The following is a 23,796-nucleotide window of genomic DNA, read 5'->3' as shown; positions in this document are numbered from 1 at the left end:
TTGCCGCTGTCATTTCTGCGGCAAAGGCACAAAACGATTCCCCTTCTGCTCAAATTATGTATTCAGCCCGTCTTGCAGGCCGCGTAAAATAGCGGAATCCTCCAAATTCACCTTGCCCGCTCCTTCGCAGAGCTTCACCGACGAAAAATCGGGGGCGACACTCACAAGGGAAAGTTCCGACAGAATGTCCAGCATCAGGCGGTACTTGCAATAATTAATCTTACCGGCGAACGCCCGGAGATACAAAAGGTCCATATGCATCTCCCTGCCGCTCAGCTGCCGGATAATTTTATAGGTCGCCCGCAGTTCGTCTGCTGTGGGAACCGAGATAGCGAGAATTTTCCGCTCCACCGGCTCTTCACGGCGGATTTTCTGGTAAAAGTGGTCGGCGTTCTGCATCTTTTCGTCGTCGAAACCGGTGGGACGGATGTCCCTCAGCTTGACGGCGATGGAAACCTTGTCCCGAAATTCGTTCAGTTCCAGATTAGCCAGAATGTCCACCCGGCTCCCCACCGGATAGATAAACTGGTCGGTAGACATGCGAAAATATAAAACATAGATGCTTTTGCCCTCAAAATTAACCTTGAGCTTCAGGTGTTTGTCCCCGCCAAGCGGCTGGATCGCCTCAATGACGCAGCGCCGCAGCAGAAAGACCGGCTGGGGATTTCCCTCGCCGCAGGGTTCCAGCAACTCCAGCGCCTGTACGTCGTCTACATTAATATCCCCAATATGAAGCTCTTTATCGATCACCTGCTCCGCCGCAGGCATCTTATCGTGAAACTCCCTGGCATAGCGATTGATTTCCTTTTGAAATTCTCCGATATCGGCGGTATTGATGGTCATACCGGCGGCAGCTTTGTGCCCGCCGTACTTTTGCAGTAGCCCCGAACAGGCTGACAGCGCCTGATACAACGAGAAAAATCCCAGGCTGCGGGCGGAACCGGTGGCGGTGTCCCCTTCCACCGATAAAATGATATTGGGCTTGCCGTATAAATTGATGAGCCGGGAGGAAACGATGCCGACCACGCCGTGATTAAGCCCTTCCGACGCCACCACCAAAACCCGGTCGAGAAGCATCTCTGGCGACGCTTTTAACTGTTCCTGTACCTTGAGTAGGATTTCGTCCTCCTCGTTGCGGCGGCTCACATTGAGGGCGTCCACTTCCCGCGCCAATTGCAGCGCCCGCTCCTCGTCCTCGCAGAGCAGAAGCTCCGCTGCCAGCTTGGCGCTGCCCATCCGTCCCGCCGCGTTAATGCGGGGCACGATGCCAAAAGCGATTTTCTGGGCGTTTAATGGCTTATCCTTGAGCCCGCTCACTTCCATCAGCGCCTGTAGTCCCAAATTTTCGGTATAGGGCAGCTGCTCCATCCCTTTTTTGACGAGAAACCGGTTTTCCGCCCGCAAAGGCACAATGTCGCCCACTGTCCCCACCGCCGCCAAAGCGCCGAAGGACTCCAACACCTGCTCGTAATCCCCGCCGTCCAAGGCAGCGCAGAGCTTTAGGGCAACTCCGGCCCCACAAAGCTCCCGGAAATCTCCTGGATAGTCCTTCCGGTGGGGATTGACTACGGCGGCGGCTGCGGGAAGCGCCGCCCCCACCTGGTGATGGTCGGTGACAACTACCGAAAGGCCGATAGCCAAGGCATACTCCACTTCCTTGATGGCGGAGATGCCATTGTCCACTGTGATGACCAGTGAAGCGCCCTTGTCCTTGATTTCATCCAGAGCGGCCGCGTTGAGGCCGTAGCCCTCGTCCAGCCGTTCTGGGATATAATAAAACACGTCAGCCCCCATGGACTGTAAAAAGGTGACCAGAATCACCGTAGCTGTCACCCCGTCACAGTCATAGTCGCCGTATACTGCGATCTTTTCGCCGGCGTCAACCGCCTGGTTAATCCGTTCGACCGCTTTTTCCATATCTGGCAGAAGCATCGGGTCTTCCAGCGAAAAATCGTCGTCCAAAAGCTCTGCTATCTCAACAGGAGGCAGCTTTCGCGCCGCCAAAATATCGGCAATCATGGGAGAAACCCCATACTCCGCCTGGATAAGCCTGCTCTCCCGCACATCGAAGCGAGGTAGCCTCCACTTTGAAAACAGCATAACGTCCTCCCTGTCTATATGATTATGCGCAATTCTCTCACCTAAAATGCGCATATTTCACACTTTGTTTTTACGAGTGAGGCCATTTTATTCCCTGAGGCAAAACACTCACTAAAGTATTATTTTATCACTTTTCGGGAAATATTTCAACTTTTCTCTTTCCCGAGCTGTAAAAACCGGATATTTTCTAGAAATCCCCTATATTTCCGAAAAATTCACTGCAAAAATAATCCATAATTATGAGAAATTAAGGGTAGAAAAAAAGTTTAATGTGTATTATAATAGGTACCAGCAAGGTCAAAATTGCAAAAAGAAACAATAATGAGGTGCAACGGATGCTGATTGAAAAATACTATGAAAACCCTAATATTCTTCACGTTGGTACTGAACCAAACCGCGCATACTACATCCCTTATTTTTCGGTTAACGCCGCCCTGTCGGGAGAACGCAAATCCTCCGAGCGGTTCCAGCTTTTAAACGGAGGCTGGAGCTTTCGCTACTTTGAGAGCATTTACGATCTGAAAACCCCTTTCTGGGAAGCTGAAACCGACGACTTCTTCAAAGACATCATACCGGTGCCGTCGGTGTGGCAGTGCCACGGCTACGACCACCACCAGTACACCAACATCAAATACCCCTTCCCCTACGACCCGCCCTACGTCCCTCTGGACAACCCCTGTGGCGCCTATGAGACGAGCTTCCAGCTCGATCTGAAACCGGCGGACGAGCGGCAGTACCTGAACTTTGAAGGGGTGGATTCCTGCTTTTATGTCTGGCTTAACGGGCAGTTTGTAGGCTACAGCCAGGTTTCCCATTCCCCCTCTGAATTCGACGTGACTGATTTCATTCGCCAAGGGGAAAACACCCTCTCGGTGCTGGTGCTCAAATGGTGCGACGGCAGTTATCTGGAAGACCAGGATAAATTCCGTTCCTCCGGCATTTTCCGGGACGTTTACCTCCTCAAACGCCCCAAAAATCACATTCGGGACATCCGGGTAAACACCGTTCTGAACGATTCTTACGATTCCGCTGAACTAAGCGTCCAGCTGGACACGGAGGGCAGCATTTCCGGCGTGGAATACATCCTTCTGGACGAGACTTCCCAGGCGGCCGCTCAGGGGACTATTGACGGGAATTTCTTCTCTCTCACCGTTGAGAATCCCAAGCTCTGGACGGCGGAAACCCCCTTTCTCTACACCCTGCTCCTCAACTCCGGCGACGAATACATACCGGTAAACGTGGGCTTTAGGGAAGTGAAAATCGAAAACCGGGTGCTCAAAATCAACGGCCAGCCGGTAAAATTCCGCGGCGTCAACCGCCACGACAGCAGCCCCCTCGCAGGCCCCGCCGTCACCATGGAAGACGTGATCCGGGATATGAAGCTGATGAAGGAACACAATGTAAATGCCATCCGCACCAGCCACTACCCTAACGCGCCGGAATTTATGGAGCTGTGCGACCGGTTTGGATTCTACGTGGTCGACGAAGCGGACATTGAAACCCACGGCGTCTGCACCGTTTACGACAAAGAGGGCAAATGGAATTACGCCCGCATCGCCCACAACCCCATGTTTGAAGAGGCGATTCTCGACCGGATTCAGCGGCTGGTTATCCGGGACCAAAACCACCCCTCGGCGGTGATCTGGAGCCTGGGGAACGAATCGGGCTACGGCGACAATTTCGTCAAGGCCGCCGCCTGGATAAAATCCTATGACGACACCCGCCCCACCCACTATGAGAGCTATTTCTATCTGCCCGACGGATTGGATAAACCCCTTGATACCCAGAACATCGACCTCCACAGCCGGATGTACCCCACCATTGAGGAAAGCATTGACTATCTGGAGGACAAAACCAAGACCCGCCCCATGATCCTCTGCGAATATGTCCACGCCATGGGCAACGGCCCCGGGGATATCGAAGATTACTACCAAAAACTCTTCCCCTACGACAACTTCTGCGGAGGCTTTGTCTGGGAGTGGTGCGACCACGCGGTCTATATGGGCCGGACTCCAGACGGCCGAAAAAAATACTATTACGGCGGCGACTTCGGGGAGTTTCCACATGACGGAAACTTCTGTATGGACGGTCTCGTCTACCCCGACCGCACGCCTCATACAGGCCTTTTGGAATACAAAAACGTCATCCGCCCGGTTCGCGCCGCCTTGGAGGACCTTTCCAAAAAATGCTTCCGCTTTACAAACCAGCTCGACTTTGTAAACTTAAAAGATGCGGCAGACGTCTTTTACGAGATCACAGTGGACGGTTTTGTCGTCGAAACCGGAGAGATCACCGAGCGCTGGATGCTGGACATCGCCCCCCATCAGTCGAAACAGGTCTTTTTGGACTGCGTCTTCCCCACCGAGGGAAATGTGGCTATCCGTTTTATCTATAAACAACGGGAGGACGCCGCTCTGACCCAAAAAGGGCATCTTTTGGGCTTTGACCAAATTCTTCTGTCGGAAGGAGCCCCGGCTGAAAAACGCTTTGCAGAACTTTCACCCTCCCGCCTCTGCGCTCCCCTCTCCTACGAGGAAACCGACCGGGAGGTCATCGTTACCGGCGGCAACTTCCGCTATGTCTATGACAAACACCGGGCTGTTTTCAGCGAGATGGTCTTTGAAAACCGTACCCTGCTCACAAAGCCCATGGAATACAACATCTGGCGCGCACCCACCGACAACGATTTCGTCCCCGCCAAGGAGTGGCGCACAGCAGGCTACGACCGCATCGTCGCCCGCGCCTACGACACCGGGATTAACCAAAACGGCAAGGAAATCGTGCTCAAAAGCACCCTCTCCATCTCCGCTGTCTATATCCAGCGGATTCTCGACGTGGAAGCGACATGGACCGTCTGTTCCGACGGAACCGTCAAAGTAAATCTTGACGTCAAGCGGGATCCGGAATTCCCCAGCCTCCCCCGTTTCGGCATCCGCGCTTTCCTACCCAATCACATGGAGCAGGTGGAGTATTTCGGCTACGGCCCCAACGAAAGCTATATGGACAAACGCCGTTCCAGCTGGCTTTCCCGGTTTGATTCCACCGTCCGGGAACTCCACGAAAATTATCTGAAGCCTCAGGAAAACGGAAGCCATTTCGGCTGCCGCTACGCCTGCCTCTCCGACGGGGAGACCGCCCTGTTCGCCTCCTCGTCCGACACATTTTCCTTTAATGCCTCTCACTATACCCAGGAGGAGCTGGGGAGCAAAAAGCACGCCTATGAGCTCACAGAATCCGGACACACCGTACTTTGTCTCGACTACAAGCAGTACGGCATCGGCTCCGGCTCCTGCGGCCCCGCCCCACAGAAGGAATACCGGTTTGAGGAACTGGAATTCACCTTCCGCCTGGAACTCTCCCCCGTTAAGTTAAAGTAAACCAGCATGAGAAAAGAGCACAGCAAAACGCTGTGCTCTTTTTGCGCAGCCGGCAAAAATTCGCATGAATCCCGGAAATCTCCATATACTTGGTAACGAGGTGATACCATGCTCTGCCCCGAAGAACTCGCAACCGTAACCACCGCCGCCGCTATCGGCCTGGCCCAAGACCGCTCCACCGAGGAAATCGGTATTTTGGCAGCCGTTTTTACCCAGATTGGCGACGTACTCGCCACTATAGCGGTTCAGCGTGCAGCCATCGAAGCCTGCTGTGAGAAAAAATGCTCCCGTAGTTCAGACAACCACTGATATGTCCTCTTAAATAGGTACAAAACAAAGCCCCGCCGGTTTCCCGGCAGGGCTTTTGCATTTCGATAAAATCCAAAACTAACGTTTGGAGAACTGAGGTGCGCGGCGAGCAGCTTTAAGACCGTATTTCTTACGCTCTTTCATTCTCGGGTCACGGGTCAGGAATCCAGCCTTCTTGAGGGCGGGACGGAGTTCTGCGTCGTACTGAAGCAGAGCGCGGGACAAGCCGTGGCGGATTGCGCCTGCCTGGCCGGTAACGCCGCCGCCCTGGACGGTGCAGACGATGTCAAATTTACCCTCGGTCTCGGTCAGTGCGAGGGGCTGACGAACGATGAGTTTCAGCGTATCCAGGCCGAAATACTCTCCGATGTCACGGCCGTTGATGGTGATGTTGCCGGTGCCCTGGTAAACTCTTACTCTTGCGACAGAGCTTTTTCTTCTGCCGGTGCCATAAAAATATGGTTTAGATTCGTACATTCAAATTGCCTCCCTTCACTGATTAAAACTCACATACTTCGGGTTTCTGAGCCTGATTTTTGTGCTCAGCCCCTCTGTATGTTCTGAGACGACGAAGTGCCTGACGGCCGATTACAGTGTCAGGAACCATGCCCTTCACTGCAAGCATCATCGCCTTTTCGGGATTGGCTTCCATCAAATGTGCGTATTTGATTTCTTTCAGGTGGCCTACCCAGCCGGTGTGCCAGCGGTAGTATTTCTGCTCCAGCTTGTTGCCGGTCAGAACTGCTTTCTCACAGTTGATGATGACGACGTGGTCGCCGCAGTCCATGTGAGGAGCAAAGGTAGGTTTATGTTTGCCGCGGAGCAAATCGGCGGCTTTTGCAGCAACGCGGCCCAGGGGTTTGCCGGCGGCGTCGAGCACATACCATTTACGGCTGATGTCAGCTGCTTTTGGCATTGTAGTAGACATATCTTTTACCTCCAAATTTTTCTTCGAAAACTCGTTTTTACAATCAAAAACGCGCAAAAATACGAGAATTCCTGCTTTTCGTTTTCACAACAAGATTTATTATACGAAACAGGGGGCTCCATGTCAATCTGAAAATCAGCCGTTTTTTCATTTAAGTCCCCAATTCTCTCTTAATCTCTCAGTTATACTCGTTATCTCTCAATTTCTCATTTTTCATTTCATTTTGGGCCATTTGTCTGTTTTGGCGCAAAATCGGGAGAAATCGAGAGGATTCATGAGCATTTTGCCGGTAAATTACTTGGGCTTTTTCATGGTCAAAGAGATGCGTTTCTTTTGAAGGTCTACGTCCAGCACCCAGACTGTCACCACATCCCCCACCTTGACCACTTCCAGAGGGTGTTTGATGTACCGGTCGCAGATTTGCGAGATGTGGACCAGCCCATCCTGATGGACGCCGATGTCCACAAAGGCCCCAAAGTCGATAACGTTGCGGACAGTGCCTTTGAGCTCCATCCCAGCCTTTAAATCCTTCATCTCCATGACGTCGGTACGGAGCATGGGGGGCGGCAGCTCGTCGCGAGGGTCCCGTCCGGGCTTTAAAAGCTCCTCGATGATGTCCCGGAGGGTCGGCTCACCCACCTCAAGCCGCTCGGCCAATACCCGAATACCGATTTCGTCCGCCCGGGCCTTTAACTCACTGAGGTTTCCCTGCTCCGCGTCCTTGAGGCTGTAGCCGCACTCTTTTAACAGCCCCTCGGCCGCCTTGTAGGACTCCGGGTGGACGCCGGTGTTGTCGAGAATCGACTTGCCGCCCAGAATCCGCAGGAATCCGGCGCACTGCTCAAAGGCCTTTTTGCCCAGCTTTGCAACCTTCAAAAGCTGCTTCCGGTCGGAGAAAGCCCCGTTTTCCTCCCGATAGATAACGATGTTTTTGGCCACGCCGCTGTTAATGCCCGCAACCTTTGCCAAAAGGGGCTGGGAGGCGGTGTTTAAATCGACACCCACCAAGTTGACGCAGGACTCCACCACCCCATCCAGAGCCTCGGAGAGCTGCTTCGGCGCCATGTCGTGCTGGTACTGCCCCACTCCGATGGCCTTGGGGTCGATTTTTACAAGCTCGGCCAGCGGGTCCTGGAGCCGTCGGGCGATGGACACCGCCGACCGCAGCGACACGTCAAACTGGGGGAATTCCTCCGCCGCTAGCTTGGAGGCCGAGTAGACCGAAGCCCCCGCCTCGGATACCACCATGTAGCTTACCGGCTCGTCCAGCTCTTTGATGAGCTCGGCTACAAATTTCTCGCTTTCCCGGGAGGCGGTGCCGTTTCCGATGGCGATGGTGTTTACATGGTATTTTTTGATGAGCTCTGTGAGCTTTTTCTTCGCCCCGGGGATGTCGTTGTGGGGCATGGTGGGGTACACCACCGTGGTGTCCAGCACCTTGCCCGTCCCGTCCACCACGGCGATTTTGCAGCCGGTGCGGTAAGCGGGGTCAAATCCCAGGGTCACCGAATCCTTGACCGGCGGCTGCATCAAAAGCTGCCGCAGATTGGCGGAAAAGACCTTGATGGCCTGGGCGCTGGCGTCCTCGAAGAGGACGTTTCGGATTTCCCGCTCAATGGAGGGGTAAATCAGCCTGGAAAAGCTGTCCGCGCAGGCCGCCGCCACGATTTCGCCGCAGGGATTTTTCGCCCTGACGTAGTTTTTCTGAAGGGCGCCCACAGCCGCAGCTTCGTCGATTTCCACCGAAACCTTTAAAAATTCTTCCCGTTCGCCCCGCTCAATGGCCAAAACCCGGTGACCGGCGATTTTGTTCACTGGCTCGGAAAACTCGTAGTACATCTCGTAAACCGACTGAGCCTCCGGGTCGGCGGCTTTTGTCACCACCTTGCCGGTGCGGAAAACAAAGGCCCGGAGCTCTTTTCTCACGTTCGCGTCGTCTGAAATATCCTCGGCGATGATGTCCTGAGCCCCAGCGATCGCTTCCTCGGCGTTCAACACCCCTTTTTCCTCGTCCACATATTTCTCCGCTTCGCCGTTCAAATCACAGATTTTCTGCTCCATGATAAACTGGGACAAAGGCTCCAAACCTTTCTCCCGCGCGACCGAAGCCCTGGTTTTCCGCTTGGGCCGGTAGGGCCTGTAGAGGTCGTCCAATTCGGCCAGGGTTTTGGCCCCGTCGATGGCCTCCCGCAGCTCGTCGGTCATCTTTTCCTGCCCCTCGATGGCGGCGACGATTTCCTCCTTGCGCTTTTCCAGGCCTCGCAGGTACTCTAACCGCTCGTGGATTTCCCGGAGCACCTGGTCGTCCAAAGAGCCGGTCGCCTCTTTGCGGTACCGGGCGATGAAGGGGATGGTGTTCCCCTCGTCAATGAGCTTTACCGTGTTTTCGATTTGATGAAGGCCGACGGAAAACTCCTCGGCCAGTTTTTTGTTGATGTCCATAAAAATGCCCTTTCGTCTTTTTAGAGGAAAACAGGACGGATTTCTCCGTCCTGCAAAATCCAATTGATTAGTAGTCCAGCGAAGGTGCTCCTCCGTCTAATACCTTCTGGCAGTTTGCGGTCAGTTTGTCGACATACCGGGTCTCGGTAAGAAAGCTGTCGCTGCCGTTTAAAGAAATGATGCATTTCCGGTCGCTTCCTCCTGCGATGGAGAAGAATTCTATGGTGTCGTCCGATTTGGCGCCGTCCCTGTAATGGAATGTAATTTGGGCCAGGGAATTGCCTTTTTCAGAGCCGTAGTTAATCTCCTTTGCCGAAGCGGAAATCAAAAACTCGTACATGGTCCGATAATTGTCCGGGTCCATCTCGTTTCCATTTACTGTGGCTTCGATGTTCTGCACATCGCCACTGGATTTAAAGGTGTAGGTTTCCCCTCCCGCCAGAACGGTAACGGTGTCCACCGTGTCGATGCTCGGGATGAGGAGCAAGCTGGAAAACAGGTTATCAATGTCGGCGGTAATCCACGGCAGGTTTGCAACCGTCACTGTGTATATGACGCCGCTGTCCTGCGTCATCAGATAGCGGGCGGCGGTGCCGTCCTCTAAGGTCGTCTCATCGCCGATGTACAGCGCGCCATCTTTTCCGTCCCGGGTGTAAGATACCACCGCATAGGGCGCGTCGAAGCCGTATTGGGCTTTGTCCTCCCCTGATTTCGCAATGGCGGCGGCTTCACTGGCCGTCAGGCTCTGAAGCCCTGTCACCAGCGGCTGTCCAGTGGTGGAATTAAGTCCCGCGGAAATGGGGCTTACGATGTTGTAGCCGCTTCCGTATCCGCTGTCCCCGGGGACTTCCTCCAAAATCAGGGGCTTATCGGCAAATCCCGCTCCGTCCACCTGGATACGGGAGATATCTGCCTCGCCGGATTCGGGAGCAGTAAGGATGTTCAAGTCCAGGAAATCCGCTTCCCCGTAAAACAACTTATCCACATCGACATTTGCAACAGCATAGACGGTGGTATCGTCGTTGACCTGGGCATAATATCCGCCGCTGGTAGGAAGCTGTCCGCCAATTCGGACAGTGTTCACTGTTCCATCTGAAAGGGTCGCCACAGCGATAACTGCCGGCTCTGTCAGGTCGTATTTTGACAGGTCCTCTGGATTTTCTTCCACGATCCGGGTAGCCGTCAGCGTTGCCATACTGTTTTGTAACGTCACAAAATCGTTGTTTTTGAGCCTATATCCTTCGGCGATGGCAGGGATGGTCAAGTTTTTGTCCTCCCTGGCCTCTGCAACATAGCCACCCTTTTCATTTTCCACGGCGACTTTTACCACTTCTTCCCGATCCGCCTGCCACAGCATAATCACCGAAGAATCGGAAGACGAGGAAGAGTTTTCCTGCTCAGCCGGTTTTTCAGTCAGCTTCAGCACCACGACAGCGGCAACCAAAAGCAGCAGCACAATGCCTCCGATAAGGATAGATTTTACTTTTTTATTCATAGATTACCGATTCCTCCTGCGTGCCCAAACCACCACGCCTGCAACAATGATCGCCACAGGCAGCAGATACTGGAACACCAGATTAATGACGGTTTTCTGGGTGTTGCTGATGCCCAAAGTCTGATTACCAGAAGTCTTTTCAGTAATGATGACGCCGCTGTCCTCTTTATCGCACAAGATATTGCTCATGTTGACAAGATACTCCGCATTATTGAGAGCTGTCATGGACAATATGCTCTGGTCGGCTATCAGCGTCGAGCCAAATACTGCAACAGAAGAGGTTTTTTGATCATTCCCCTCTAAAACGGTACGCTGTCCTAATACTAAGGCGTTGTAGCTCTTGGTCTCAGTGTCGCTGGAAGGCTGCCAATCACTTTCAGAGTTGGCGGGCATCAAAGCTGCCGTATCAAAGGAATACATCAGCGCTTGGGTCGTGCGGTTGGAGTTTTCAGTAAAGAGCTGTTCAATAGGACGGTACTGAACGGCTAAAATCGCATTTTGCGTGGTGCCGAGGCCCTCTGTAAAGCTAGTGCCTCCGTAATTTTGCATAACAAAGCTGCGGTCAAAGAAAATTTTGTTTTCATCCGTTTCCACAACAGTTCCGGTTCCTACCCCAATTCCCCACTCGCTCAAAAATTCTTCCACATTGGGGAGCTTCGGCTGGGTCGGATCAGCAAAATAATAGAGATTTTTGCCTCCGTTGTCCAGATATTCATCTATTTTTTTCAAAGACTCGGCGGGAATGTCAACCATAGGAGCCGCCAAAATCACAATAGAGGAATTAGGATCAATCTGGCCTGTGAGAATGTCGGTTTCCTGAATCAGATATCCATTGGATTTCAATAAGCTAGTCAGTCCCGACACATCTCCAGTATTTACGCCGGTCAGCACAGTAACAGTGGTGGGATTGGCGTTTGTCACCAGCATGATGGCGTTTGTCACCGCGTTTTCCACTTTGGAGGAAACCACCATCCCCGTCTGGGAATCAAGGTTAAACAAGTCGAACAAAGCGAGAGCGCGGTAACGGTCCCCGCAGGAAACCACCACGCTTCCCAGTCCAAGGCTTTCTTTAGGGTACTTGGACAGGATATCCGGGTTGGTGTAAGGGTCCAGGTAATTTACAGTTACATCACCGTAAAGGCTGTATTTTTTGAACAACTCCATCGCCTGTTTTGTGAACTGCTCAAAGCCATACATTTGTCCCATCTTATTAAAATCGTCTTCCGAGGCGAACACTTCGATTGTGACCGGCTCTTTGAGCTGTTTTACATAATCCACAGATTCCTGGGAGAGTTCGTACATCTGGTTGTCGGTCAAATCGATGTTGACCGGTAGCCGGTCAGCGACCATCGAAGCGATGATATTCACAAGCACCACCAACACAATCAGCCCAATCGTCATAATAGTGGCGAGAGAACCGTGTTTGAAGCGCCGGTTGTTGAAAATGTTTTTCTTCATTTCTGCCTACCATTCCTTTTCCTTGTAAAGTCAGTCGTTTCAAACGGTCTCTTAGCTCCAGCGCCTCTTTTCCAGCACCCGGACGGTGAGGAAGTTAAAAATGACGCCGACGCTTAAAAAGTACAGTACATTTGAGAGGTTGAGTATACCCGATGTAAATTCAGAATACCGGGCCATAAAGGAGATGCTGAGCAGAACCTCGGAAATCCATTTTACCGAAATCAGACTGGTAAAAGCATCCATCAGCCAGATGAACAACATAGCGGCAAAACTTCCCACAGCGGCGATCATCTGGTTCTCGGTGAGAGAAGAGATGAAAAGCCCGATGGAAATCATGGCAAAGCCCAAAAGCAGCGCACCCAGAATGTTCCCGGCGACCACCATCCACTGAGGGGAAGCAAAGCCGGCCAAAATCACCGAATAGACGAGGGTCACGGCGATGCCCATAGCGTAAATGCAAAACGCCGCCAAAAATTTTCCGTACACAAGCCCCGACAGGCTCACCGGAGAGGTCAAAAGCAGCTGATCGGTTTTCTGTTTTTTCTCTTCGCTCAAAAGACGCATGGTCAACAGCGGAATGAGAATCAACAAAATCAGAAACAGCGAACTGAATACCGGAGTCACGTCGGTAGAATTTGCAGTGACCACACTGTTAAAGAACATACCGGAGAAGAAGTAAAACACTGTCAGATAGATGTACCCGATGGGAGAAGTAAAATAGGAAGAAAACTCCCTTCTGAAAATCGCTGCCATTACTCCTCACCTCCATCTGCATCTTCTGTACCAGTCTCTGCTTCGTCAGAATTATCTTGGTCAAAGAACTGTCCCGCGATTTCTGCCGCCCCTGACTGTATTTGTTCTTTTTGCTGCCCATCCGGCAGGATTTCGGAAACATGGATATTCTGGGTATCCCCGGAGGTAAGCTGCAAAAAGATGTCCTCCAGCGTCATCTCGTTAGACTTGAGGCCCAGAATCCGGTATTGATTTGCCGACACCGCGTCAAACAGCGGACGGCGAATATCGGCCTCTGGCTTGGCTTCCAGGATAAATTCGCAGACACCGGGCTCCTTCTCTCCCAGAGGGATCACTTCCACCATGTCGGGAATCTGCCTGAGGATACTGATAAGCTCCCCTTCCGGCCCTTCGATGCGGGCTGTGTAGCGGAAATCATCGCTCATATTTTTCGACAGGTTGTCCGCCGTGTCATCAGCGACGATAACACCGTTGTTTATAATGACAACCCGGTCGCAGATTGCCTGTATTTCAGGCAAAATGTGGGACGAAAGGATAACAGTATGGTCTTCACCGAGAGATTTGATAAGGTTGCGGATATCAATGATCTGCTTGGGGTCCAAGCCTACGGTAGGCTCGTCAAGAATCAGCACCTCCGGATTGCCCACAAGGGCCTGGGCAAAGCCCACCCGCTGGCGGTAACCTTTCGAGAGGTTTTTGATGATACGGTGCTGGACGTTTTCAATCTTCACCTTACGGCAGATCTGCTCCAGATGCTCCTTCATAGGAAGCTGCACCTTTTTGAGCTGATAGACAAACTCCAGATACGACCAGACAGTCATGTCCAAATACAGGGGCGGATGCTCCGGCAGGTAGCCGATACGTTTTTTAGCCTCGGTGGGGTTCTCCAAAATGTCGAACCCATCGATTTTTGCCTCCCCGGACGTAGAGGATATGTATCCGGTCAGAATATTCATTGTGGTGGATTTTCCCGCGCCGTTTGGGCCGAGAAACCCTAGGATTTCACCCTGGTTGACGGTAAAGCTCACATTGTCCACCGCGCGCTTGTCACCGTAACATTTGGTGAGTTTTGATACCTCGATCATTCCCAAAACTCCATTTCTTTTTTGATTCGATGGTTGAGTCTGTCATAAAAGCAAGCTCACCTGTCAAATTTTCCGCAATAACGCGTTGATATGCAAAACTGCCCTTTCATTTTAGCAAAAAACCGACGTGGATTTGTAAACAAATCCTAAAAAAATTGCCGGAAATTCGGGATAATATTCGTTATTTTGCATCAAAATGACAAGGCCGTCTTCCAGACAAGAGAAAAAGCGCCCACGGCGCTTTGAAAAATTCTCTCCTGCCTATATAGGGCAAGTATAGCACAAAAGGACAAAAAACGCAACGGAAAGGGAGACACTTCGTGAGGGAGTGACCGAAGAACTTAAAGCGACCGACCAAATGGCTTGGGTTAGAGCAACGAATAGCATTTTCAACAGAGCAACCGGAGGTTGTAAACAGAAATTTGATATTTAACTAAAACAAAAGCACTCGAAGGGTTTTAATATTTCCCTTTGAGTGCCTTTTCAATCTGCTGTTTTAGATATTGAAATTTTTTCAGTTATCATATTCGGCAAGATGTTTTTTGATTGCCGCAAAAGATTTATCGCTGATAGCGTGCTCTATCTTGCAGGCATCTTCTGTTGCTATTTCTTCATCTACACCAAGCAACATCAGAGCTTTAGTTAAAGTGATGTGCCTATCATAAATTTTTGCCGCAATTTCATTGCCGGTCTTTGTTAGTGTGATATACCCGTCGTGATTGACAGAGATATATTCTGCATTTCGCAGCAAGCCTACTGCACGGCTGACGCTGGGCTTGGAATATCCCATATATTCAGCAATATCCAAAGAACGGACAGGCGAACCTATTTGCGATAAAATATATATTGTTTCGAGGTACATTTCCCCGGATTCTTTCAGCGACATAGTGATTACTCCCTAAAAATGTATATCTGATATATTTTGAAAATATATTTTATCACAATCTATCCAAAAAATCAACTTGGGAAAAAGCAGATATTTTTCATATAAGGTCTTGACAAGTCGGCAAATAAGATATATACTGCCTGTAGTTAGCGAATGCTAACTACATTTTCAGACCATCAGTTAGCGATCGCTAATTAAAAGGGTTACCTTTGAGAGGAGAGAGTGGTGACATATATGACTTTACGAAACGCCAATGAAGGTACGGAATATATTATTAAGCAAATCAAAACAGACGATGACGAATTAAATGCGTTTCTGTTTTCACTCGGTTGTTACAACGGTGAGCGTATCACGGTTGTTTCACATCTAAAGGACGGGTGTGTTGTTTCCATCAAAGACGGAAGATATAATATTGACAGCCAATTAGCCGAAGCGATTGTTGTATAGGATGCAAAGGTATCGCTTTGGCTTACCTTTCACCCATTTGGTTAGCGTTTGCTAACCAAATAAAATAACAACTTAATCCGCAAGGATTTTGAAAAATCAATTTACAGGAGGATACCATTATGAGAATTGCTTTGACAGGCAATCCGAACTCCGGCAAAACCACGATGTATAACGCTCTTACCGGACGAAATGAAAAAGTCGGTAACTGGGCGGGTGTTACCGTAGACAAAAAAGAACATCCCGTCAAAAAGGCGTATGCTAGAGAACAGCAGATAATTGCTGTCGATCTTCCGGGTGCTTATTCAATGTCCCCATTCACAAGTGAGGAAAGTATTACAAGCTCTTATGTGAAAAAGGAAAACCCAGATGCTATCATTAATATTGTAGATGCTACAAATCTAAGCCGCAGTCTTTTCTTTACCACACAGCTTTTGGAATTGGGTATTCCTGTGATTGTGGCTTTGAACAAAAGCGACTTGAATGAGAAAAAAGGGACAGAAATTGATACGGCTTTGTTATCTGAAAAATTGAACTGTCCCGTTATCGATACTGTGTCTGTTTCTGCCGAAGGCTTGAAAAAAGTTATTGAAACAGCAGTTTCACAATCAGGCACTGTCCAATCCGCACCATACATACAGGATAGCATTGACTTGACCAATAAGCAGGCTGTTGAGGCGGCTGATCGTAAGCGATTTGAATTTGTAAACAAAATCGTAAAGGCGGTAGAAAGCCGCAAGGTTTTAACGAAGGATAAAAACATCAACGACAAAATCGACGCTGTGCTTACAAATAAATGGCTTGGCATTCCGATTTTTGCAGTTGTAATGTTCCTTGTATTCCAGATTTCGCAAACTTGGCTTGGCACTTGGATTGCAGAAGGCGTGGAGGTTGGAGATACCTTTATCCCCGGACTTGTTCCTTTGCTTGAAATGTTCCAAGGCTGGGTTGGCGATCTTTTGGAAAATGCAAATCCATTGCTTTCCGCTTTGCTTGTCGACGGCGTAATCGGCGGTGTGATTGCCGTTGTCGGATTTCTGCCGCTTGTTATGGTCATGTACTTCCTGATTGCGCTTTTGGAAGATTGTGGTTATTTATCCCGTGCGGCGGTTGTACTTGATCCCATCTTTAAGAAGGTCGGTCTTTCAGGTAAATCGGTAATTCCGTTTGTTATTACGATTGGCTGTGCCGTTCCCGGTATTATGGCAAGCCGGACAATCCGAAATGAGCGTGAGCGCAGAGCAACGGCAATGCTGGCGCCCTTTATGCCCTGCGGTGCAAAAATCCCGGTTATCTCTTTGTTTGCAGGAGCATTTTTTGACAATGCAGGCTGGGTCAGCTTTTTGATGTACGCTTCAGGTATTGCACTTATTTTCCTTGGCGCTCTGCTTGTGAATAAGATTGCAGGATATAAGGCAAGAAAATCCTTCTTTATTATTGAACTGCCCGAATATAAAGCACCTTCCCTTTGGGGTGCATTCAAATCAATGTGCAGCCGAGGAAAAGCATATATCGTAAAAGCGGCTACCATCATTCTTCTTTGTAATACAGCTGTTCAGATTATGCAGACCTTTACTTGGGATTTTCAGGTGGCTGAAACGGCAGATTCCTCTATTTTGGCGTCAATCGCCTCTCCGTTCGCTTACTTGCTCCTACCGATTGTGGGCGTTCTCAGTTGGCAACTTGCGGCGGCAGCAGTTACAGGATTTATCGCAAAGGAAAATGTTGTAGGCACATTAGCTGTTTGCTTTGTAGGACTTGAAAATCTGATTGATACAGAAGAACTCGCTTTAATGGAGGGGGCAGGCGCAGAGGTTGCGGGCATTTTGGCAATTACCAAGGTGGCGGCACTTGCCTACTTGATGTTCAACCTCTATACTCCGCCTTGCTTTGCAGCGATAGGGGCTATGAACTCGGAAATGAAAAGTACAAAATGGGTTTTAGGCGGTATCGGTTTACAACTTGGTGTTGGCTTTACCGTGGCATATCTTGTATATACTGTTGGTACGCTGATTACTGCGCCTGCTGCGCTGAATATCGGTGCGGCTCTTGCAGGCTTGGCGGCAGTTGTTGTTATGATTGCCGTGGTTATAGGATTGATGGCGAATACCAAGAAAAAGATGAAAATGGAATATGCTTTGAGCGAATCAAAGCATATGGGATATGCGGTGAGTAAATAAGTTATGGAAAATTTTATAATCATTGTAATTCTAATGGGGATTATAGGCGGTATCGTGTGGTATCTGCACAAAGCAAAAAAGTGTGGCGAAACCTGTGTCGGCTGTCCGTACTCCAAGCAATGCGGCGGGAAATGTAGTGGCGGTCGTGACATTCAGGTGAAACGGCGAAAGGCAAAATGATGTCCACAGGGATAGCAAGCATCGGATTGTGACACCCACAATCCCAATTACAGCCTAAAAGCGTGTGGACTAACTCAGGGCGTGCCGCCCTACAAAAGCCTTGGGGCACCTTCCTTACGGAGGGTGCCCCAAGCCTCTGTTGTTTCTTTTGCTGATCAGCCCCGGCCTCACCATATGGCTTGATATCAGTAACGACCATATGCTAAAATGGAAAAGTACAATTAAGGCGCCTTACATATGGCAAAGTCACTTGCCTGTCAAAGCATTTTGTCTTTGACCTTTAAAGTTACAATAATTTTTTATTTTGGAGGGAATTACATGATGAATGATGAATTAAAAATCAAAATGTACGCATTTACTGTGGATTGTACAGAGCCTTATGAGTTGGCAAAGTTCTATGCAGCGCTTCTCAAGTGGGAAATACCTTTTCACAATGAAGATTACGCTTGTGTAGGCGCTCCGGGAGCGGAGCAGGGGGCGTATCCCGGTATTACATTTCAGCGGAATCCCCAATATAAACCGCCGGTATGGCCGGAAAAAACCGGTGCTCAACAGCAAATGGCGCATTTGGACTTTGCTGTAAATAATCTGGATGAAGCCATTCAATATGCCGTTCATTGCGGGGCGACAATCGCAGAAAATCAGTTTTCTGACGATTGGAGAGTGATGCTCGACCCCGCCGGACACCCTTTTTGCTTATGCCAAATGAAAACAGTGTTTGAGAGTCCCGATTTTGCGCTGTTATAATACTCACTCACTGCGCAATAAAAAGGTCTTCTTTCTTGGTTCCAGGCGCATTAAAGCACCCGCTTTATCCGATCAAAAGGCGGCTGACGTCCAAGAAGGCCGCCCTGTCTCTGTCCTTTAAAACGATTAAGGGAACCTAATAGGAGGGATAAAAATGCAAATGCCAAAAGACGCTATTGAAATCAATTTATTTGCTCCCTGTGGAATGAACTGCAAGGTCTGCTACCGGCATTGCTTTCATAAAAATCCCTGTCCCGGCTGCTTGATCAGCGATGTGGGCAAACCCGAACACTGTCGTAAATGCAGGATAAAAAATTGTGTCAAAAGCAAAGGAGTGACGCATTGTTATCAATGCTCCAGCTTCCCCTGCAAGCTGATCGATAACCTGGAAAAAAGTTATAATATGAGATACCAGACAAGCCTGATCGGAAACAGCGAGTTTGTAAAGCGTCATGGTGTCAAGTCGTTCATGGAAAAACAGAAAGAAAGATACAGCTGTCCGAAATGCGGAGGAATCATTTCCATGCACGACAAAATTTGCAGCGAATGCCAACTAAAAATAGATTAAGAATTCTTTTTGGAAAAACAGGGAGGCCGTCTAAAAGCGGCCTCCCTGTTCAGTTTATCAGCACCGCGTACACGCCGTTCTCATTTTGCTTCATCGACAGCAAAATCAATCTCATATTTCCTTCCATTTTGAAAAAGAACGCCATCCGTCAGCTGAATTCGCAGGATACAAGTGTTTGGGTCGCTTTCATCCGTATGGCCGCTGCCGTACCATTCAAAAAACACGGCTCTCAGCTTTTGGGCGAGCTTCTCATTGCGCTTATCACAAACGCAGCCTAGGTTTTGCCCGATGCCGTGCCCTGTAAACCATTCCCCGCAAACCGCCACCACAGGGTTCTTCGCGATATGCTTCATCTTGTTGGTCAGCCTGTGAGTTACCGTGTAAAACGCCCCATTTTCATAATAGCTGTTGACAATCCGAACATATGGCTTGCCCTCATCTACAGTCGCAATTGAAAGCAGCGCATCATGGCCAAAACGTTCCGTCATGATTTTCCGCGCCTCCAATGATATGTTTTCTTCCACGGTCGGTTCCCCTCCTTTTTAAAGAGTTATAAACATTTGATTGAGTCCATGAATTATGCCTTTCATACTAGCATGTTTGACTTCGTCGGTCAAGCCGTTTCCTATTGCTTAAGAAGTTTTTTTGAAACACGCCGTTCCCCCTGACGACACTCCGCATAATCTTTCCAATTTTTTCATAGGATGTAACGCTGATGCGAAATTCAACTGGAGAGGATGCGATTGCCTCACTTTCAGGCGGCGCTTGCACAAAACGGCGCAAGCGGTCAAAGAACGATGAATTTTCGCTTGCATAAGATGAAAAGAAAAGCCATATGCATTGTCCCGATGTAAAAAATGAACATCAAAGAAAGGAATTTTATCTGCAAGGGATAAAAGATGAGGTGCTGAGTATGAAATTTCTGCCGGAAGGGCTGCTTTGTGAAAGCGAAGAAAACAAACGCTATTTTGAAAATCTGAACACCCTGTATGAGGCAATGGCAGAGTCACGGACGCTGGAAGCCCGGGCAGTGGTCTGCGAGGGAAGCCATAATCTTATTGTCGATTTAGGCGTCATCAAAGGGGTCATTCCCCGGGAAGAAGCCGCCATCGGCATCGCCGAGGGCACCACCCGGGACATTGCCATTATCTCGCGGGTCAACAAGCCGGTCTGCTTCAAAATCACTGCTTTTGAGCGGGACTGTTACGGCAAAACGGTGGCCGTCCTCTCTCGGAGAAAAGCTCAGCTGGAGTGCCAGGAAAAATTCCTCGCGAATCTCCGGCCCGGCGACATCATCCCCGCCCGGGTGACTCACTTAGAGCAGTTTGGTGCCTTTGTGGACATCGGATGCGGCATCGTCTCTCTCATTCCCATTGACATGATCTCAGTCTCGAGGATCTCCCACCCCAAAGACCGGTTTTACGTGGGTGAGAACATCCGGGCCGTAGTAAAAAGCATCGAAGGAAACCGCATTTCGCTCACTCATAAAGAGCTTCTCGGCACCTGGGAGGAAAACGTTTCCCAGTACGAACCCGGCGAAACCGTCAGCGGTGTCATCCGCTCAGTGGAGGACTACGGCATCTTTGTCGAGCTCGCCCCCAATCTTGCGGGACTCGCTGAGCTGAAAGCCGGAGTCCACCCGGGCCAGCAGGCCAGTGTCTACATCAAAAGCATGATCCCTGACAAAATGAAGGTAAAGCTCATCATCGTAGACGCCTTTGACGAGGAGATACCCCTGCCGCCCCTCCGCTACTACATAGATAAAGGACACCTTTCCCATTGGATTTACTCCCCCGTCCAGAGTGAAAAGCTCATCGAAACGGTATTTGACGAATAAACAGCAAAAGACGGACTGAGTTACAGTCCGTCTTTTTTCGTCATAGCCCTTGAGACATGCCCAAATCAGCTTCCTGGTGGTCATTGTAAATCGTTCTCTTTTTCCAGCTGCCAGATATGGGAATCCTTCCGAAAGACAAGACAGGTCACAATTCCCATTAGCCCGAGAATAAAGAACAAAAATGCCGCACCGGCACCTTTTCCGCTACCGAAAAGCGCTGTCAGCGGTCCTCCGATTTGAGTGGCCATAAAAGGCTCCATCACGTTGTCCACCAATAATCCCCCCAGGAGATAACCGATGGGAATGGTAAAAAACTGCAGCGTATTGCGGGCAGAATAGACCCGTCCCTGCATTTCAATCGGAATGGTGCTTCTGAGCACCACGTCCATGTTGGCGCTCATAATAGGGATGGCAATCCAGCCTAAAACCGCGCCGGCACACCAAAGAGGAAGCCCCTTACCCAGCGCCAGAAAGAAATTTTCGGTACTCATCGAAAAAAGCAGTGCATTGCAGATGGTCCGCACCCGGCTTTTCGGGGCGGGCAGCACCGAAACAAGGATGCTTCCAATAAGCATGGCGATCCCTGTGACGGTATTGACGATGCCCAGCGCCGTCTCGCCTCCTCCCTGCCGGGACAAAACCATGGCAGGCAGAGCTGCGTTGTAAACCGATGCCGTCAGATTGATGGCCGCCAAAAACAGAATCAAATCGAGAATACCCCGGTTATGCTTCAGGTACTGAAGGCCGCTTTTAGCCGAGCGCAGCACCGGTTCGCGCTGACTCCCTCCCCCGGCTTTCTCCGGTATCTTTACGAAAAATAGCAACGACACGAAAGCCGCACCGAATGTCAGCAGGTCGAAGACGATCACCGTCTGGATACCCGTAAAAGCCAACAGCGCCGTCGCCAGCACCGGAGTCAGCACCGTCTGCAAGGAACTCGAAAACGAGCGGAGCCCACCCACCTTTTGAAAATGCTTTTTGGGGGTGAGGATGCTGGTCGTCACGTCGGCCGCAGGCTGCTGAAAGGTGTTCATCAGTCCGTTTAAAGCGTTTAGACAGTAAAGATGCCACACCTCCAGATGGCCGGTTTGCAGCAGCAAAAGCACAGAAACGGTGCAAGCCGCCGCGAAGCTGTCGCAGACCAGCATGGTGGCTTTTTTGCTCCACCGGTCGCTCAACACCCCCGCAAAAATGCTCATGACAATATAGGGCGCGTAGGAACAGATGGAGAGCATAGCGGTCTGCAAAGCAGAGCCCTGCTGCTGATACGACCAAATCACCAAGGCAAAATTGGTCATGGAGCTGCCCAAGGAGGAAAAAGACTGGGTCAGCCACAAAATCAAAAAGCTGTGGAGCTCTTTGACGGTTGTTTTCAATGAATTCATGATGACTTTGCTCCTTTTTATTTAATGAAATAAAAATGCAAAGTCCTTTTGGGACGAAATTAATTCAATGCTCCATGCGAGTTCGTCCACATCAGACCTTGCATGGAGCTTTGTCAATACAGAGTTTCATCATCGTTCCTCCATTGTCCGCGGGGCAAATCCCCGGCGGTACAACTCTATCCTTTTTTCCGCTCTTCTTCGATCCCCGGCACATCCTCCTTGACAAACATCACCCCGAAGGCCACTGCCAGTAGCACACAGCAAAATAAAACCGCCTTCACTCCCCAGAGTCCGGAAAGCCACGACCCAGCCGCCGCCCCAACAATAAAAAAGAGGATAATAAGCAGGTATTGAACGCCCCTGTCACGCTCAGACTGATCGCCGGTCAGATGATAGCGCCAAAGCCGCTCGGTGGCACTGCGGAGGTTTCCGGTACACATAGTGGAGGCAAAAGCGTTGCCGTTAACCTTACGGAAGCTCTCCACCTGCATGGCACACATAAAGGAAACGGCAATATTCACCGCTACGTCGAAATCCCCTTGAGGCACAAAAGCCGCTCCCAGCAGGAGAAAAAACTCCGCCGCCACCACGATCTGCCGCCAGTGGATACGGGGATGGTTTCGGAACCGATACCGCACCGCCTCCGCCGCAACGACCCCCAAGGCAAAGGCCCCGATGGGAATCAGGTAATAAAGCGCCTTTAAAAAATGCCCCTCCACCGCGCTGACGCCCAGCAGAACCATGTTGCCAGTCTGGGCGTTTGCAAAAACGCCACCCCGCAGAAGATAAGTGTAGGCGTCTAAAAATCCTCCCACTATCGCCAGCATGGAGCCCAGCAGAAAAGATTCTGACATCTGTCCTTTGATTTTTTTCATAAAAATCTCTCCGATTATGTCGATATTCGGGTCAAATCCTCCCGCCATCGGCGGTTCACCGTCCGGTGGATAAAGTATAGATACGGAAGTCCCATATTGGTCTCCAGCAGGGAGTTGACCAGAAGAGTCTGTAGGCTCACGTTTCGAATTCCTGTAATGAGCAACACAAACTCCCACCCGAACTGTACTAAGACGCCGGTGGCGAGAATCCACTTGATGTCGATTTTTTCCTTCGGGCCTCTGCGGATATTGTGTATACAGAGGATGGCGTATCCCACAAAAAGCATCAGCGCCATAATGCCATGGTAATCGGCGGTGCCACGGGAGATAGAGATGGCCGGAAACCCTGCTCCGAAATTTTGGCTGAGCAAAGCTGTCGTCAGCCAGCCGGAAACGATGAGCAGTGACCACTCCAGCGCCCGTTTGTCTCGGTCCAGCCACAGCCAAATCCAGACGAAGTTCGTAAATCCGTAGCTCATGGAGAGCCAGAGCAAAAACCACAGCGGATCGGCCCCATTTACCACCCTGGTTTGTAAGAGACAGTAAAATCCGCCGTAATCCACGATAAAATAGAGAATTCCGCCCAACAGTCCTACAATGGCCGCCTGAAACCGCCTGGTCCAAAGAAGCGTCCCCAGCAAGAACAGCAAAAATAGGATATCAAGGATGATATAAAGCCCGTTCATGGCGCGGGCGGCAATGACTTCCGTTCCCAAGTTATTTTCCTCCTGTCGTATTTCAGCAACT

At 50.2% G+C, this 23,796-nt stretch carries 20 protein-coding genes; 7 read left to right on the top strand and 13 right to left on the bottom strand.

The genetic code is table 11. From position 1 onward, the window contains the following. Window positions 1-54: 54 nt before the first annotated feature. Entirely contained in the window at window positions 55-2,100 is a 2,046-nt protein-coding gene (recJ, locus tag H8710_RS03605; RefSeq protein ID WP_249294032.1) for a single-stranded-DNA-specific exonuclease RecJ, read from the bottom strand. A gap of 335 nt (window positions 2,101-2,435) precedes the next feature. Here recJ and H8710_RS03600 point away from each other — a divergent pair, with 335 nt between their 5' ends. Both H8710_RS03600 and H8710_RS03595 read left to right on the top strand, forming a co-directional pair. Next, a complete protein-coding gene (locus H8710_RS03600) occupies window positions 2,436-5,477 on the top strand; it encodes a glycoside hydrolase family 2 TIM barrel-domain containing protein (protein WP_249294031.1) in 3,042 nt (1,013 codons plus the stop codon). Window positions 5,478-5,585: 108 nt separating this feature from the next. After that, window positions 5,586-5,786 carry a DUF6774 domain-containing protein gene (locus H8710_RS03595; protein WP_249294030.1) on the top strand — a complete coding sequence of 67 codons (201 nt, stop codon included), beginning with the start codon at window positions 5,586-5,588 and terminating at the stop codon, window positions 5,784-5,786. Window positions 5,787-5,864: 78 nt separating this feature from the next. On the opposite strand, the gene rpsI is transcribed toward H8710_RS03595, so the two are convergent. The 8 genes from rpsI to H8710_RS03555 form a co-directional block, all read right to left on the bottom strand. Next, window positions 5,865-6,263: a 30S ribosomal protein S9 gene (gene rpsI / locus H8710_RS03590; protein ID WP_249294029.1), complete on the bottom strand. Its 399-nt coding sequence runs from the start codon at window positions 6,261-6,263 to the stop codon at window positions 5,865-5,867. A 22-nt stretch (window positions 6,264-6,285) separates the two neighbouring features. Then, window positions 6,286-6,714, bottom strand: a complete 429-nt coding sequence (gene rplM, locus H8710_RS03585; RefSeq protein ID WP_249294028.1) for a 50S ribosomal protein L13 — start codon at window positions 6,712-6,714, stop codon at window positions 6,286-6,288. A gap of 294 nt (window positions 6,715-7,008) precedes the next feature. Then, on the bottom strand, window positions 7,009-9,156 hold the full coding sequence (locus H8710_RS03580) for a Tex family protein (protein ID WP_249294027.1): 2,148 nt from the start codon (window positions 9,154-9,156) through the stop codon (window positions 7,009-7,011). Between the two features lie 67 nt (window positions 9,157-9,223). Then, a complete protein-coding gene (locus tag H8710_RS03575; RefSeq protein WP_249294026.1) occupies window positions 9,224-10,651 on the bottom strand; it encodes a DUF4340 domain-containing protein in 1,428 nt (475 codons plus the stop codon). A 3-nt stretch (window positions 10,652-10,654) separates the two neighbouring features. Further along, the gene (locus H8710_RS03570) at window positions 10,655-12,109 is read right to left on the bottom strand and encodes a GldG family protein (protein WP_249294025.1); all 1,455 of its coding nucleotides are present in this window, start codon (window positions 12,107-12,109) and stop codon (window positions 10,655-10,657) included. A 51-nt stretch (window positions 12,110-12,160) separates the two neighbouring features. Further along, complete coding sequence (locus tag H8710_RS03565) at window positions 12,161-12,862, bottom strand: ABC transporter permease subunit (RefSeq protein WP_249294024.1); 702 nt, start codon at window positions 12,860-12,862, stop codon at window positions 12,161-12,163. After that, the gene (locus H8710_RS03560) at window positions 12,862-13,947 is read right to left on the bottom strand and encodes an ABC transporter ATP-binding protein (protein ID WP_249294023.1); all 1,086 of its coding nucleotides are present in this window, start codon (window positions 13,945-13,947) and stop codon (window positions 12,862-12,864) included. The genes H8710_RS03565 and H8710_RS03560 overlap by 1 nt, the downstream gene beginning before the upstream one ends. 514 nt (window positions 13,948-14,461) lie before the next feature. Next, window positions 14,462-14,833: a metal-dependent transcriptional regulator gene (locus H8710_RS03555; protein WP_249294022.1), complete on the bottom strand. Its 372-nt coding sequence runs from the start codon at window positions 14,831-14,833 to the stop codon at window positions 14,462-14,464. Between the two features lie 234 nt (window positions 14,834-15,067). On the opposite strand from H8710_RS03555, the gene H8710_RS03550 reads away from it, so the two are divergent. The 4 genes from H8710_RS03550 (at window position 15,068) to H8710_RS03535 (ending at window position 18,952) form a co-directional block, all read left to right on the top strand. Further along, on the top strand, window positions 15,068-15,280 hold the full coding sequence (locus H8710_RS03550) for a FeoA family protein (RefSeq protein ID WP_249294709.1): 213 nt from the start codon (window positions 15,068-15,070) through the stop codon (window positions 15,278-15,280). Between the two features lie 119 nt (window positions 15,281-15,399). Next, on the top strand, window positions 15,400-17,457 hold the full coding sequence (feoB, locus tag H8710_RS03545) for a ferrous iron transporter B (RefSeq protein ID WP_249294021.1): 2,058 nt from the start codon (window positions 15,400-15,402) through the stop codon (window positions 17,455-17,457). Between the two features lie 501 nt (window positions 17,458-17,958). Continuing rightward, window positions 17,959-18,384 (top strand): VOC family protein, encoded by a 426-nt coding sequence (locus H8710_RS03540; RefSeq protein ID WP_249294707.1) that lies wholly within the window; start codon window positions 17,959-17,961, stop codon window positions 18,382-18,384. A gap of 154 nt (window positions 18,385-18,538) precedes the next feature. Next, the gene (locus tag H8710_RS03535) at window positions 18,539-18,952 is read left to right on the top strand and encodes a DUF3795 domain-containing protein (RefSeq protein ID WP_249294020.1); all 414 of its coding nucleotides are present in this window, start codon (window positions 18,539-18,541) and stop codon (window positions 18,950-18,952) included. 80 nt (window positions 18,953-19,032) lie between these two features. Here the strand turns inward: H8710_RS03535 and H8710_RS03530 are convergent, their stop codons facing one another. After that, window positions 19,033-19,476, bottom strand: coding sequence for a pyridoxamine 5'-phosphate oxidase family protein (locus H8710_RS03530; RefSeq protein ID WP_346727083.1), 444 nt, complete (start codon window positions 19,474-19,476; stop codon window positions 19,033-19,035). Between the two features lie 389 nt (window positions 19,477-19,865). On the opposite strand from H8710_RS03530, the gene H8710_RS03525 reads away from it, so the two are divergent. Continuing rightward, entirely contained in the window at window positions 19,866-20,789 is a 924-nt protein-coding gene (locus H8710_RS03525) for a S1 RNA-binding domain-containing protein (RefSeq protein ID WP_249294019.1), read from the top strand. An 80-nt stretch (window positions 20,790-20,869) separates the two neighbouring features. On the opposite strand, the gene H8710_RS03520 is transcribed toward H8710_RS03525, so the two are convergent. From H8710_RS03520 to H8710_RS03510, 3 genes are all read right to left on the bottom strand, one after another. Continuing rightward, window positions 20,870-22,174, bottom strand: a complete 1,305-nt coding sequence (locus H8710_RS03520) for an MFS transporter (protein WP_249294018.1) — start codon at window positions 22,172-22,174, stop codon at window positions 20,870-20,872. Between the two features lie 176 nt (window positions 22,175-22,350). Continuing rightward, on the bottom strand, window positions 22,351-23,049 hold the full coding sequence (locus H8710_RS03515) for a YoaK family protein (RefSeq protein ID WP_249294017.1): 699 nt from the start codon (window positions 23,047-23,049) through the stop codon (window positions 22,351-22,353). A 14-nt stretch (window positions 23,050-23,063) separates the two neighbouring features. Continuing rightward, a complete protein-coding gene (locus H8710_RS03510; RefSeq protein WP_249294016.1) occupies window positions 23,064-23,765 on the bottom strand; it encodes a hypothetical protein in 702 nt (233 codons plus the stop codon). Between the last annotated feature and the right edge of the window lie 31 nt (window positions 23,766-23,796).

Source organism: Fumia xinanensis (genome assembly GCF_014384905.1).
Taxonomy (GTDB): Bacteria; Bacillota; Clostridia; order Oscillospirales; family Ruminococcaceae; genus Fumia; species Fumia xinanensis.
The sequence above is the reverse complement of the archived record's forward strand: the minus strand, read 5'-3'. Positions and strand labels throughout refer to the sequence as shown.

What these genes read in the sequence shown, in the direction of transcription:
- H8710_RS03600 (WP_249294031.1), top strand. Translation starts at nt 2,436, where the DNA reads ATGCTGATTGAAAAATACTATGAAAACCCTAATATTCTTCACGTTGGT.
- H8710_RS03560 (WP_249294023.1), bottom strand. Translation starts at nt 13,947, where the DNA reads ATGATCGAGGTATCAAAACTCACCAAATGTTACGGTGACAAGCGCGCG.
- H8710_RS03570 (WP_249294025.1), bottom strand. Translation starts at nt 12,109, where the DNA reads ATGAAGAAAAACATTTTCAACAACCGGCGCTTCAAACACGGTTCTCTC.
- H8710_RS03515 (WP_249294017.1), bottom strand. Translation starts at nt 23,049, where the DNA reads ATGAAAAAAATCAAAGGACAGATGTCAGAATCTTTTCTGCTGGGCTCC.
- rplM (WP_249294028.1), bottom strand. Translation starts at nt 6,714, where the DNA reads ATGTCTACTACAATGCCAAAAGCAGCTGACATCAGCCGTAAATGGTAT.
- H8710_RS03575 (WP_249294026.1), bottom strand. Translation starts at nt 10,651, where the DNA reads ATGAATAAAAAAGTAAAATCTATCCTTATCGGAGGCATTGTGCTGCTG.
- H8710_RS03520 (WP_249294018.1), bottom strand. Translation starts at nt 22,174, where the DNA reads ATGAATTCATTGAAAACAACCGTCAAAGAGCTCCACAGCTTTTTGATT.
- recJ (WP_249294032.1), bottom strand. Translation starts at nt 2,100, where the DNA reads ATGCTGTTTTCAAAGTGGAGGCTACCTCGCTTCGATGTGCGGGAGAGC.
- H8710_RS03550 (WP_249294709.1), top strand. Translation starts at nt 15,068, where the DNA reads ATGACTTTACGAAACGCCAATGAAGGTACGGAATATATTATTAAGCAA.
- H8710_RS03525 (WP_249294019.1), top strand. Translation starts at nt 19,866, where the DNA reads ATGAAATTTCTGCCGGAAGGGCTGCTTTGTGAAAGCGAAGAAAACAAA.
- H8710_RS03580 (WP_249294027.1), bottom strand. Translation starts at nt 9,156, where the DNA reads ATGGACATCAACAAAAAACTGGCCGAGGAGTTTTCCGTCGGCCTTCAT.
- H8710_RS03540 (WP_249294707.1), top strand. Translation starts at nt 17,959, where the DNA reads ATGAATGATGAATTAAAAATCAAAATGTACGCATTTACTGTGGATTGT.
- H8710_RS03595 (WP_249294030.1), top strand. Translation starts at nt 5,586, where the DNA reads ATGCTCTGCCCCGAAGAACTCGCAACCGTAACCACCGCCGCCGCTATC.
- feoB (WP_249294021.1), top strand. Translation starts at nt 15,400, where the DNA reads ATGAGAATTGCTTTGACAGGCAATCCGAACTCCGGCAAAACCACGATG.
- rpsI (WP_249294029.1), bottom strand. Translation starts at nt 6,263, where the DNA reads ATGTACGAATCTAAACCATATTTTTATGGCACCGGCAGAAGAAAAAGC.
- H8710_RS03555 (WP_249294022.1), bottom strand. Translation starts at nt 14,833, where the DNA reads ATGTCGCTGAAAGAATCCGGGGAAATGTACCTCGAAACAATATATATT.
- H8710_RS03565 (WP_249294024.1), bottom strand. Translation starts at nt 12,862, where the DNA reads ATGGCAGCGATTTTCAGAAGGGAGTTTTCTTCCTATTTTACTTCTCCC.
- H8710_RS03535 (WP_249294020.1), top strand. Translation starts at nt 18,539, where the DNA reads ATGCAAATGCCAAAAGACGCTATTGAAATCAATTTATTTGCTCCCTGT.